The following is a 13,482-nucleotide window of genomic DNA, read 5'->3' as shown; positions in this document are numbered from 1 at the left end:
AGTTGTTGCTTCCGTATAAAAAGAGTATTTTGAGCTCAAGTGATTTTCATTTTAAATGCACACTAGGCTTTAAACTGAAAAATAAACCAAACTCAGTCTAACACCAATACTTACATCACTTAAATTAATCCACATTATGCTAGCTATTCACTTAAGATATGGCAATTAATTTATTAACAGCATATAAGTTACTATCACATAAAGAAAATACGCGTTAATATGCTCAATTAATTTTCGAACCTCTTAAAAGACGCTATGGCCTTAAAATCAACGATTAATAAAGCAACAATCCATTTATCTGATATGGATCGTAACTATTACGACACTCTTCAGCTAACCGTAGCGCAACATCCATCTGAAACTGACCGTCGCATGATGATCAGACTGATGGCTTATGTACTTAATGCCCATGAAGACCTACAGTTTGGTAAAGGTGTTAGTGATGAAGATGAAGCGGCGATTTGGCAAATAAACTACAGTGAAGAAATTGAGCTTTGGATTGAATTAGGTCAGCTAGATGAAAAACGCTTGAAAAAAGCCTGCAACCGCTCTAAACAAGTAAAGCTATATTGTTACGGCACTAGTGTTGATACTTGGTGGCAACAATCTCAAAGTAAGTTAAATCAATTCAATAAGCTGAGTATAGAAAGTTTTAGTGAAGAAACCTCACAAGCATTAGCTGAATTAGCTGATCGTTCTATGGAATTTCAAGTCAGCATTCAAGACGGTCAACTGTGGTTAAGCAGTGGCGAAGAAACGCTATTAGTAGAATTAACTAAGCTGAAATAGCCACCGCGAAATTACACGTTAATCCAATGTACTAAGGTGTTGATTTCTTAATTCAAATCCTCAATAGTATTAACTCATTAATAACGATGATAATAAATATGATGAACATTTTTAATACCAAAAAGACAACACCTAGTCATTTTCAATTAAAAGCTTTAGTGGCAGCAGTCGCCATGACAAGTACATTTTCCAGTATTGCCGAAATGATTCCGTCAGAGCAAGTGATCAAGGATATTACCTATCTAGCGGGCGACGACTTAAAAGGGCGAGCCAGCTTTAGCCCTGAAATTGACAAAGCGGCAAATTACATTGCTAAACGTTTTGCCGACATTGGCTTAAAGCCCTTAGCTTCAAATAAAAACGGGAGTTTTTTACAAAGCTTTACGGTACATCAAATTAAGCCGCAAGCGCTAGCTGTTTCATTAAACAATAACGACATTAGTGATGAAAATTTAGCCATAGCATCAACAATGGCAAAGCTTAGTTGGCAGCAAGGTAGTGCTCAAACGCATATTATCGGTAAAGATGATGATATGCGTGCAACCCTAAGCAAACTGAATCAAAGTGGTGGTCAGCATTTAGTCATTATTAACACCGCTCACACAAAGTTGTTTAAAGGTTACCAAGGCTATTTCAAGCGTGGTTTAACTAAACTGTCACTTGAACACCGTGGTGCTATTGTCATGGTATTAAGTGACGAAACAAACATTGAAAGATATAGTGTCAGCGCTAGTGCAGAAATTACCAAACAAACGTTAACTAATGTAGTTGGCGTATTACCCGCTACCGGCAATGATAATAAACAAGCCGATGAAATAATCCTTTATTCTTCGCATTATGATCACTTAGGCACCACGCCTGACGGTAAGCAAATATATAATGGTGCCGATGATGACGCATCGGGTACCACAGCAGTATTAAACTTGGCGCAATATTACGCAGAAAAAGACAATAACAAACGAACCTTAATGTTTAGCGCCTTTACTGCAGAAGAAATTGGCGGCTTTGGCTCTAAGTATTTTTCACAGCAGCTTAACCCTGACGACGTTGTAGCCATGATCAATATTGAAATGATAGGTAAACCGTCAAAATTTGGCGCAGGCACGGTTTGGATGACAGGTATGGAGCGTTCAAATTTGGGTACGCTTTTAAATGAAAAACTTGCCGCTACTAACACTGAAATATTTGCCGACCCATATCCAGAACAAGGTTTGTTTTATCGTTCAGACAATGCCACGTTGGCTCGATTAGGTGTACCTGCCCATAGTTTTAGTAGCACTCAGCTCGATAAAGATCAACATTACCACCAAACATCTGATGATATTAGTAGCTTAGATTTAACCTCGATGCATAAAGTCATAGAGTCTTTAGCAACCGCAACACTATCACTGGTTAATGGTGAGGTAACGCCAACTCGGGTTGATAAAGAGCAGGTGCGTGCTTCCGGTAAAATTTACTAAGCCTCTGCCACAAACCGTGTTATCAAACATACAAAAGCCAAAGTATTTACTTTGGCTTTTGTACATAAAATGGCAGTGCTCAAACAGTCAAAACTCAGTCTAAAGTTGTCACTGGCCTTTGCCAACGCATGTTATATTCCAAAGCATTATTACCGACAACAGCAAACTCATGCCTTAAATAAAGTGTTATAGCTGGATTTTTTAACAAGACATTCAAGGTAATACTCACCTGCTTTTCAATGGCTTTACGCTTGAGCATAAGTAATATTCGACCACCTATACCTTTACCATGAAATTCAGGTAATATTTGAAATTGACGAATATGTATACGATCAGAGAACATGCCAAGTTTAAGTAAACCAATAGCCTGCTGTTGATATAAAATCAGGTGAGAATCAGCATAAAATTCTTCAATTCTTTCCATATGCTCTTGATCATTCAACACTAAACCGGCAGCATGCAAATGCTCATTCATCGACGCCTTTCGCAGAGACAATAAAAAGGCTTTATCCGCGTCATTTGCTAAGCGAAAAGAAATCATTGTGGAAATTGCACTCGTTATTACCTCGCCAAATTCACTAATTAATAGTTAGCGTTTGCTAAAACTGATTTCTGTTAGAGTCTACCGAGTAGCAGTAATTAAATAAAGCTCCTATCAAAAGAACTCACGGTAAATATTATCGTTAACGGTTTAATTATTGCGGTTAACTATCGCAATAATTAAACCGCTGAGCGTGCTTTGCTTGATCATGTGATCAGAATAACGGCAAAATAGTTTATTGTTCAAATTAGGAATCCTTTATGACCTTTAATAAATCTTTATTAGTTATCGCAATATCAGCTGCTATCTCAATTGGTTGCGCTCAAAATACTAAGCTAACATCCACAGGCAGTACGGCTACCGCGGAAAATAGCACAAGCATGCTCAGCGAAAATACCTTCACAGCATCAAAAGCCGCCAATGAATTATTCGATAAAATTTTTATGGAAGGTGTAAACCGTAACCCAGTACGCCAAACTTATTTAGGCATCAAAACTGACTACGATAAATGGCAAAACCTGTCAGAGGAAAACAGCGCTAAAGAGCTTACTTTCGCCAAACAAGCGCTAAAACGTATTCAAGTCATTGATACCAACTTGTTAGATAAGCAAACAAAATTAAGCTACCAGCTATTGTCACAAAAACTTGAGCAACAAATAGCGGATTATCAATGGCGTCATCATAACTATCCGGTCAACCAGATGTTTGGTGTCCATTCGCAAATACCATCATTATTGATAAACCAACATAGCATCAAAGATGAAAAACAAGCCCGCGATTACATTGCCCGTGTAAAAAATTCAAAGCTATTACTAGAGCAATTAATACAACAGCTTAAAATCAGAGAAGATAAAGGCATTATTGCGCCAAAATTTGTTTTTGAACACGTTATCCGAGATTCAAATAACTTACTTGTCGGTGCACCATTTGATAAAAAAGCCGATAGTACTTTGTATGCTGACTTCACCAGTAAAGTGGCAAAATTAGATATTTCTCCGGCCGCAAAAAAATCGTTAACTGCCGAACTTAGCTCAGCACTTACGACTGAATTTAAAGCGGGTTATCAACAACTGGTAACTTATTTAACTGCACTTGAGAAAAAAGCAGACAATAACGGCGGCGCATGGAAATTTCCTCAAGGTAACGACTTTTATAACAATGCCTTAAGCCGCACAACGACAACAGATTTAAGCTCAGATGAAATCCATAAAATTGGCTTAAATGAAGTAAAGCGTATTCACGATGAAATGCGGGTAATAATGACTAAAGTTGGCTTTAAAGGCTCATTAACTGAGTTTTTCCAATTTATGCGCCACGACAAGCAGTTTTATTATTCAGGCGACGATGCCGGCCGTCAGCGTTATTTAACGGAGGCAACCGCCTTAATTAATACCATGAAAGGCGAATTAGATCAGTTATTCATCACTAAACCAAAAGCTGACCTAAAAGTTAAAAGAGTTGAAGCATTTAGAGAAAAGTCTGCAGGTAAGGCATTTTATCAACAACCAGCACCTGACGGCTCAAGACCTGGCATATACTACGCTAACCTTTACGATATGGAGGCGATGCCAACGTATCAAATGGAAGCATTAGCCTACCACGAAGGTATTCCTGGTCATCATATGCAAATTGCGCTTAAACAAGAACTTGAAGGCATTCCTAAATTTAGAAAGTTTGGTGGTTATACCGCTTACAGTGAAGGCTGGGGTTTATATTCAGAAATGATCCCAAAAGAGATTGGCTTTTACCAAGACCCTTATTCTGACTTTGGTCGCTTAGCCATGGAATTATGGCGTGCTTGTCGTTTAGTTGTTGATACCGGCATTCATAATAAAAAGTGGACTCGAGCACAAGGTATTGAATACTATGTTGCCAATACGCCAAATGCTAAGTCTGACGCCGTTAAAATGGTTGAACGCCATGTGGTGATGCCTTCTCAAGCGACAGCTTATAAAATTGGCATGTTGAAAATTGTTCAGCTACGAGAAATGGCAAAGCAACAGTTAGGTGATAAGTTTGATATTCGCCAATTTCATGATGTTGTGTTAACTAATGGCGCCGTGCCGCTTAACGTACTTGAAGCTATGGTTAACGACTATATAGCCATAAACCGCTAAATAAAAACCCGATAAAAAATAATAACAAAAGGCCAAATGACTAGTCATTTGGCCTTTTTATTCAGCTCTCTACTCGACTATCTATTACCTTATCTATTCCGTTATCTATTTAGCACTAAATTTTAACTATCAATGCACTCCGTTAATGCTATGTTTTATCCCTAGCTGAACTGGCGTTATTTTACCCGTTTAACTTTGCCACTCCATTGATAAATGGCTAAACCGCACATCACTAACAGCGCACCAAACACTAAATTTAAACTCACAACTTCATCATTTAAGACTGCGCCTAAGTACAAGGCAAAAATTGGTGTCATCATAGTGATTAAGGCAACAGTACTGGCTCGTAGTTTCTGCAAAATAAAGAAATATGCTAAAAAGCCAACCAAAGAGCCAAATATGCCTAAATATAAAATTGCCCAAATAGAGCGCGCTTGCCAGTCTTGATACGGCAAAGTTCCATCGGTCAAAAACCATACTAGTGCAAATAAAGGCACACTAAAAGTTAATGCTCCCACCGTTGTTGCTAAGGGGTGAATTTCAATAGCAACACTTTTCACCATCACGCCACTAATACTAAAAAAGAACACACCGAGTAAAATAGAGGCAATGCCAAGAATACTGTTTTCATTCAATGAAATACTATCATAACACACGACCAATAAGCCTAGTAAGGCCACCGTCAATGCCAATAGTTTAGCTCGGGTAAACTTAGGCTCAGCAAGAATTTTCTGCGCTAGTAAGCCAGAAAGTATTGGTGATAATCCAAAAACCAATGACATTAAACCTGACGATAAATATCGAGCGGCAAAATAAGAAAAAAGCATACCACCAAAAATTCCGATACTTGAATAAGCATATATTTTTCGCGCTTGATTCGACCAAGGTAAATTTATATTAGCGAGTTTCAAAATGACCACCCCAGGAATTATCGCAATCAACATACGCATAAATACCGCTAATGTTGGACTAACAGATTCACTGCTCCAAACAATACCAAGCGGTGTCGTTGACCAAATAATTACCACTGCTAAATACGCCACTGAAACTGGCATTACCTTTCTCCTTTGAATAACTCGTGCACAAGTACTTTTGAATGCACACATTAATATGGTTGAAAATTACCGAGAAAAGAGACTGAAGCTTTGAAATGACAATATTAAAACCGCAGTCTGAGTATCTGCGGTTTGAAGTAGAATATAAACCTTACTTATTACCCGACAGAATGAAAACTAGCAGCCAGCGATTGACATTATTAATCTGCTGATTGGTTAGTCTATTCATCATATTTCGGATTAGTGGAAGCATTAAATTACTCTGTTATAAGTGTTTATTAAATTCATTTTCACAATGCCGAGAATTAAAATGAATGTCAATATCTATAACATTATTAAACGACACATATTGAAGTTTTATTCTCTTAATTGGCGATAAGCTCCATGCGCTATACACCACCAACCAATCAATTAACATTTTATTAACTTATTTTAATGAAAGTGTAACAGAACTTTGCTAGTATTTTGTTGACCAATTAGACAGTACTTGCTCAAGGAATAGGCAGAATGAAAATTCGTGCCTATTTTTTTGTCTGCTAATTGGCTAATAAAACAAAAACAATAAAAAGAGAGAAATAGAATGAAATCTGCAATTTTAACTCGGGCATGCCAATACGCTATTGGTTTGTCTGTCTGCCTTACTAACATAGCTCATGCAGCTGAACCTCAAAACTACTATGACTCAGTTAATACGGCTAATGCATCAGTATTGAAGCAAAGCTTACATGACATTATTGATGATCATCAACGCTTCCCCTACACCTCTTCAGCAACCGATACATGGGATATATTGGAAGCTGCAGATCAAGATCCAAACAATAACAACAACGTTATTAGCATCTATAAAAATATCTCATACGCAAAAGTTGGTGGTGGCAATAACAATTATAATCGAGAGCACAGCTGGCCGAAATCTTATGGTTTTCCAAAGGATGGCGCTAGTAATTATCCTTATACTGATGCCCATCACCTATTTATTGCCGACAGCAGCTATAACTCAAGCCGAAGCAATAAACCCTATGCAAATTGTGCCAGTGACTGCACAGAAAAAGTAACTGATTTTACTAATACTCGTGGTGGTGGCGCAGGTGAACATAACCTGACCAAAGGTTCAGGTCATACTGGAACTTGGCAAACTTGGATCGGTCGTAAAGGTGATGTTGCTCGTGCCCTAATGTATTTGGCCGTTAGATATGAAGGCGGTGTACATGGCGTAACAGGCGTAAGTGAGCCAGATTTAATTTTAACAGATGATCGCAATTTAATTGCCAGCTCAAAAACCGGGGAAAATGTTAGTATTGCTTATATGGGACTAAAATCAGTACTCATTCAATGGCATAAAGATGATCCTGTAGACGATTATGAAAGAAGACATAACGATGCGGTACATGCGCAGCAAGGAAACCGTAATCCGTTTGTCGATCGTCCTGAATATGCTGCCTGCATTTTCGAAGACGTTTGCAGTGGCACAGGTGTAACGCCACCAACGGGCAACAATAGCGATATATGGATAAATGAAATTCACTATGACAACAACAGCAGCGATATAAATGAAGCCGTTGAATTAGCAGGTGCTGCAGGTGTTAACCTTAGCGGCTGGCAACTGGTAGCGTATAATGGAACCAATGGCGCAGCTTATAAAACAGTAGCTCTTCAAGGTGTTATTCCCAATCAGTCAAACGGCTTTGGTACGCTAAATTTTGCATTTTCAGGTTTACAAAATGGCAGTGCTGACGGTGCCGCGTTGATTGATAGTAATAATCAAGTGCGCCAGTTTTTAAGTTATGAAGGACAACTTACCGCCACAGATGGCTTAGCAAATGGCGTAACCTCTACTGATATAGGCGTTTCGGAAACCTCTAATACGCAAGCTGGTTTCTCATTGCAATTGTCAGGTACAGGTAGTAAATACAGTGATTTCAATTGGCAGTCAGCTGCAATAAGCACCACAGGAAACAAAAATAATAATCAAACTTTTAGTTCTGGTGTTGAGCAAAACGTATTTGAAAATAGCACAGTTACTGCCATCCCCGATAACGCCAACGTTGTAAGTAATATTGATGTTCAGCGTTCTGGTAATGCCGGTACGATTACCGTTTCGGTCAATATAACTCACACATATCGTGGTGACATAAGCTTAAATTTAATTGCACCTGATGGTAGTTCCTACACGCTGAAAACCTTGTCAGGAAGTGATAGTGCAGATAATGTAATTGAAACCTACACGGTAAATACTTCAGGACTTGCACAAGGTCAATGGCAGTTATCTGTCAGTGATAATTACCAACAAGATACTGGCAACTTAAACCAGTGGAATATTACTTTCTAAAAGTTTATATATTAGAGTATCTTAGTGTTATGAGTGTTTTACTCATAAGTTATTGAGGCTAGCTTTCTTCATGGTCAGCTAGCCTTTTTTACATTAACGTAAAATTAAAATTCCAACCCTAACCATCAAACATGTAATTGTTAGCAATTCCCTGATAAATTAACATTAATTACTATCATCAAAAACTTAATTTAAGGACACTCAATGGAGTTAAAAGTTATTCCTGTTGTTCAGGTGATTATTGCCTTGATTCTCATGACTATTATAGAAACGACAATGCCAACTTTCGCGTATACAATGCAATTGAGTATTTATCCCGTCGCGGTTTTAACCTTAATAGGCATTATTATTGGCTTTCTGGCAATTTATAGCTTTAGAAAACATCAAACGACGGTCAATCCAAGTAAACCCGAAACATCATCTAAAGTGGTTAATAGTGGTATCTATGCTTATTCACGAAATCCAATGTATCTGGCGATGTTACTGGCACTTATCGCCTACGCCCTGCACCTAGAAAATATTATGACCTTTGCCATTTGTGGCGTTTTTATTTGGTACATAACAAAATACCAAATCATTCCTGAAGAGCGCATGCTAACAAAGCACTTTGGCCAAGAATATCTCGATTACCAACAACAAGTTCGCCGCTGGATTTAATCATTCGCTAACTGCAAATAATAAAAAGCACTGATAATAAACTAGCTATCATCAGTGCTTTTCGCCATTGTTCTAGTTAACCTGAATTCGGGCTAGTTAATATTATGCTTTCTTCAAGTACGCTGAAACTAATACAATACGCGTACCATTAACTTTACCTTCAATATGCTCAGGGTTATCGGTTAAGCTGATACCACGTACCATAGTTCCTTGCTTAGCGGTAAAATTTGCCCCTTTAACTTTCAAATCTTTAATCAAAGTCACATTATCGCCGTCTTGTAATTCAGCACCATTACTATCACGTGTCGGCCCTTCTCGCTCTGCTGCAGCAATGCCCTGCTCCGCCCACGTTTTAACGTCATCTTCCAAATAAATCATATCAAGTGCATCTTGTGCCCAGCTTTCCGTTGATACTTTATGAAGCATACGATAAGCCATTACTTGTACTGCGGGTTCTTGGTTCCACATTGCATCTGTTAAGCAACGTAAATGGTTAAGGTCAAGCTCAATGCTACCTTCCACTTGCCCTAAGCAATTACTGCATAAATAAATGCTTTGCTGTGCACTTAAGTCGCTTGTTGGTGGCACCGGATAAACGCTTAAGCCATCGGTTGATGCACAAAATTCACAGCTTGAATTACTGCGTTGCTTTACTGCTTGTTCTGTTACCATAATAATATACCCACAAAAAATTTGTCGCTATTATGCCAATGTTGCCCAAGCTATGGTAGAAGATTTAGCATTTAAATAAGGCTTATTGATTTAAAATCAAACCTAGTTGACAGGTAGATCAAAAAAGGTGGCATCGCCACCTTTTAATTTCATCAAATAATAAAAATTAGGTTTCTTTGCTGGCTTCACTTTCCGCTATTAAAGCACTACCTTCACCAGCAAATTTGTCTACCCAAATGGCAATAGCGCCATCACCGGTAACATTACACGCTGTGCCGAAGCTGTCTTGTGCTAAGTAAAGCGCAATCATTAAGGCTAGCGCGGCATCGGTAAAGCCAAGCATACTGGCTAGTAATCCTAATGCCGACATTACCGCACCGCCTGGCGCGCCAGGTGCTGCAATCATGACAACGCCAAGCATCAAAATAAAGCCCATCATGCCGCCTAAACCGGGTAGCGCAAGCTCAGGTGTTAATAACATAACGGCCGTCGCACAAGTAACTATGGTAATTGTTGAACCACTTAAATGAATAGACGCACATAGCGGTACAGTGAAATTAGCAACGCCATCACTAACATCATTGGCCTTAGTGGCACGTAAAGATACCGGAATAGTTGCGGCGCTCGACATAGTCCCTAAGGCGGTAAAGTAGGCTGGTAGCATATTTTTCAATAAAGAAGCAGGAGATTTTTTCATCGCCATTGCAGTTGCAACATATAAAATAGTGATCCAAAGCCAATGCATGATTAAGGCAAGCACCAAGACTAAACCAAAGGTTTGTAAGGTTGAAAACACAGTGCCGTCAACCGTCATTTCAGCAAATACACCAGCAATATAAAAAGGTAATGCAGGAATAATGACTTTGCTTAACAGCATTTCAATAACATCACGAGCTTCATTTAAATTAGCTCGCAATGAATTAGCATTAATTGCACTAATGCCAATACCAAAAATAAACGCTAACGCCAATGCCGTCATCACATCAAACAATGGCGGAATACTGATATCCAAAAAGCCTTTTAACTTCTCGCCTTCAGTCGCTGCTTCTAATGCATTACCTGAAATTAAGCCAGGTAAGATGTTACTGGCAACAATAAAGGCCAGTGCACCAGCAACGATAGTTGAACCGTACGCTAAACCAACCGTTTTTCCCAACAATGCCCCTGAGCCCTGCGGCAAAGAAGCAATGCCACTAGCAATATAAAATAAAATAATCAGTGGAATAGTAAACTTGATCAGTTGTCCAACAAATGATTGCACAGTAAAGGTCAGTTGCACCAGGAAATCAGGGGCAAATAGACCAATGAGTATACCCGAAACGATGCCAGCAATAAGCTTTAGCACTAAATTCATAAAAACTCCGATTGTTATAATAATATTGAGATTTATTCGCTGTAATAGCGATAATAATTCTATTCTAACCTAATTATTTATTTTCAAGCCAGACAAGCTTTAATTTGCTGCTATCTTGTTGTGGTAAATGACTTTTACAAACAAATAGCCCAAGTGCCGCAACTAAGGTTTCATCATAATAAATAAAAGGAATACGTTGGCGTTGCCATGTTGGTATTTTTGCCTCTTGTAACACTTTTTTAAGCGCACGCGATTTATCGCGAAAATGCGGTAAACATTTCGGGTTGTTATGACTAAATCGAACAGTCACGATTTGCCCAGCTTTTGGTGCAACTATTCCGGCTTCTGTGCGGCCAATATCATTACTGCCCATCTTGTTAGCGCTATCGATAACATCAAATTGAATTTTGCCTAAACCATCCGGTAGTTCTATATGAGTGCCCTCTGGCGCAATCACTACTTGTTGCTGCCAAGCACTGATATTGACAAAGTCCTCGGTCAAATACAGCTGTTGTTGATAGCGACGAAGACAATAATCGTTAATTTTCACACAGGGATTTTTATCATTCTCGGCAGATATTTGCTGAGAAATTTGTGCTAATTGAGCGCTACTTGGCATCAATTTATCATGCATTGCTAAAAAATAACGTATCACATTGTTAAATCGTAACGCAGTTAAGTTTAATAGTGCCGGAATCGACAACACTTTATCGGCTAATATGACTTTGCTAAAGTCTTCTTCTGCCACTTCGTTTAGTAACAATTGAGCGTCTTGGCAGTGGCTAACACTGCGACTTAACGTGTTATTAAAGCTTGGCCAGCGTGCGGTCAATTCAGGAATAACAGTATGGCGAAGAAAGTTACGATCAAAGACTTGATCTTGATTAGACTCATCTTCTATCCAAGATAATGCGTGTTGCTCTGCGTAGTCGACAATATCTTCTCGAGAAATATTAAGTAGCGGACGCAGCAATGTATGCTGGGCTAATTGAGTTTGGGCAGACATTGCCGAAAGGCCCTTTAAACCAGCACCACGTTTCAACGCTAACAAGAAAGTTTCCGCTTGATCATTAAGATGATGACCGGTGACAATAAAAGCAGGCTCAGGGCTAGATTCAACCAAACATAGATATCGAGCATCGCGCGCAGTTGCTTCTAAACTTTGTTGTGGCAGCTTTTTTAATGCTAGTTGATGAATGGTTAGCGGTAATGAGAATTGCTGACATTGCTGCGTTGCAAAGTCCTGCCAATTTTGAGCATTAGCACTTAAACCGTGATTAACATGGCAAACCTTAATGGTATTGCTTAGTTTTTTCTGCTGTTTTAGTTTCGATAAAGCCGCAAGTAAAACCTGTGAGTCAACGCCACCGCTATAAGCAACAATGATAGTCTGGTTAGCGAGCTTACTAAAAAACGCTAATAGCCTTGTTTCGATAATATTCACGAATTAAGTTCAGTAGGTATATTGGTCAGTTGAAACAAAAAGCGACCAATAATTTGGTCGCTTTTTTATTAGCTTAACAATAACCGAACGACATCAGTTTGTCGTAACGTTTATCAATTAACTCTTCTTTAGATAATTCATCAAGCTTAGCTAAGTCGGTTTTCAGCGCTTGTTTTAACAGTGCCGCCATCTGATCCATATCGCGATGCGCACCGCCTAATGGCTCTTCAACAACATTATCAATCAGCTCTAATTCTTTAATGCGCTTTGCGGTAATGCCCATAGCTTCAGCAGCTGTTGGCGCTTTTTCTGCCGTTTTCCACAAAATTGATGCACAACCTTCTGGAGAAATAACAGAATAAGTTGAATATTCCAACATATTCACTTTATCACCAACACCAATGGCTAGTGCGCCACCAGAGCCACCTTCACCAATAACCGTACAAATAATTGGTACATTCAAACGCGCCATCACTTTTAAGTTAGTCGCAATTGCTTCACTTTGGCCACGTTCTTCTGCACCAATACCTGGATAAGCACCCGGTGTATCAATAAAGGTAATAATAGGCATGTTAAAGCGTTCAGCCATTTTCATTAAACGTAGTGCTTTACGGTAACCTTCTGGACGTGGCATACCAAAATTGCGTTTCACTTTCTCTGTGGTTGAACGACCTTTTTGATGGCCAATAACCATGACAGGACGACCGTCTAAACGCGCAGTTCCGCCAACAATAGCGCTATCATCAGCATAGGCACGATCCCCTGCTAGTTCATCAAATTCAGTAAATATACGTGGTAAGTAATCTAACGTATATGGACGCTGTGGATGACGAGCCACACGTGCAGTCTGCCATGGATCTAAACCAGAGAATATCTTCTTCGTTAGCTCAGTGTTTTTTTCACGTAGTTGGGTGATTTGTTCTTCTAAATCAAGATCAAGCTCTTGACCATTATTGACCAACTGTAATTCTTCAATTTTTGCTTCAAGTTCCGCAATTGGCAGCTCAAAATCTAAAAAATTTAATGACATATGATTATTCTTACCTATGTTGTCTCTGAGTACC

The 13,482-nt window shown here is 38.9% G+C and carries 11 protein-coding genes; 5 read left to right on the top strand and 6 right to left on the bottom strand.

The features are described from left to right. Positions 1–255 precede the first annotated feature (255 nt). Both AC27JP_RS13105 and AC27JP_RS13100 read left to right on the top strand, forming a co-directional pair. Positions 256–789, top strand: coding sequence for a YaeQ family protein (locus tag AC27JP_RS13105; RefSeq protein WP_487115776.1), 534 nt, complete (start codon positions 256–258; stop codon positions 787–789). 98 nt (positions 790–887) lie between these two features. Further along, positions 888–2,249, top strand: coding sequence for a M20/M25/M40 family metallo-hydrolase (locus tag AC27JP_RS13100; protein ID WP_487115775.1), 1,362 nt, complete (start codon positions 888–890; stop codon positions 2,247–2,249). Positions 2,250–2,343: 94 nt separating this feature from the next. Here AC27JP_RS13100 and AC27JP_RS13095 read toward each other — a convergent pair whose 3' ends face one another. Then, positions 2,344–2,790, bottom strand: coding sequence for a GNAT family N-acetyltransferase (locus tag AC27JP_RS13095; RefSeq protein WP_487115773.1), 447 nt, complete (start codon positions 2,788–2,790; stop codon positions 2,344–2,346). A 260-nt stretch (positions 2,791–3,050) separates the two neighbouring features. Here AC27JP_RS13095 and AC27JP_RS13090 point away from each other — a divergent pair, with 260 nt between their 5' ends. Then, the gene (locus AC27JP_RS13090; protein ID WP_487115771.1) at positions 3,051–4,907 is read left to right on the top strand and encodes a DUF885 domain-containing protein; all 1,857 of its coding nucleotides are present in this window, start codon (positions 3,051–3,053) and stop codon (positions 4,905–4,907) included. 176 nt (positions 4,908–5,083) lie between these two features. Here AC27JP_RS13090 and AC27JP_RS13085 read toward each other — a convergent pair whose 3' ends face one another. Further along, a complete protein-coding gene (locus AC27JP_RS13085) occupies positions 5,084–5,962 on the bottom strand; it encodes a DMT family transporter (protein ID WP_487115769.1) in 879 nt (292 codons plus the stop codon). Between the two features lie 580 nt (positions 5,963–6,542). Between AC27JP_RS13085 and AC27JP_RS13080 the strand changes: the two genes are divergently transcribed. Further along, complete coding sequence (locus AC27JP_RS13080) at positions 6,543–8,291, top strand: endonuclease (RefSeq protein WP_487115767.1); 1,749 nt, start codon at positions 6,543–6,545, stop codon at positions 8,289–8,291. Between the two features lie 204 nt (positions 8,292–8,495). Further along, the gene (locus AC27JP_RS13075; RefSeq protein ID WP_487115765.1) at positions 8,496–8,948 is read left to right on the top strand and encodes a methyltransferase family protein; all 453 of its coding nucleotides are present in this window, start codon (positions 8,496–8,498) and stop codon (positions 8,946–8,948) included. A gap of 102 nt (positions 8,949–9,050) precedes the next feature. On the opposite strand, the gene AC27JP_RS13070 is transcribed toward AC27JP_RS13075, so the two are convergent. The 4 genes from AC27JP_RS13070 to accA form a co-directional block, all read right to left on the bottom strand. Next, positions 9,051–9,620 (bottom strand): PhnA domain-containing protein, encoded by a 570-nt coding sequence (locus AC27JP_RS13070; RefSeq protein WP_487115763.1) that lies wholly within the window; start codon positions 9,618–9,620, stop codon positions 9,051–9,053. A 166-nt stretch (positions 9,621–9,786) separates the two neighbouring features. Beyond that, the gene (locus tag AC27JP_RS13065; protein ID WP_487115761.1) at positions 9,787–10,974 is read right to left on the bottom strand and encodes a dicarboxylate/amino acid:cation symporter; all 1,188 of its coding nucleotides are present in this window, start codon (positions 10,972–10,974) and stop codon (positions 9,787–9,789) included. 73 nt (positions 10,975–11,047) lie between these two features. Then, a complete protein-coding gene (gene tilS / locus AC27JP_RS13060) occupies positions 11,048–12,418 on the bottom strand; it encodes a tRNA lysidine(34) synthetase TilS (protein WP_487115759.1) in 1,371 nt (456 codons plus the stop codon). Between the two features lie 73 nt (positions 12,419–12,491). Further along, the gene (accA, locus tag AC27JP_RS13055) at positions 12,492–13,448 is read right to left on the bottom strand and encodes an acetyl-CoA carboxylase carboxyl transferase subunit alpha (protein ID WP_487115757.1); all 957 of its coding nucleotides are present in this window, start codon (positions 13,446–13,448) and stop codon (positions 12,492–12,494) included. Positions 13,449–13,482 lie beyond the last annotated feature (34 nt).

It is taken from the genome of Colwellia sp. SU-HH01172 (assembly GCF_057553355.1).
The sequence above is the reverse complement of the archived record's forward strand: the minus strand, read 5'-3'. Positions and strand labels throughout refer to the sequence as shown.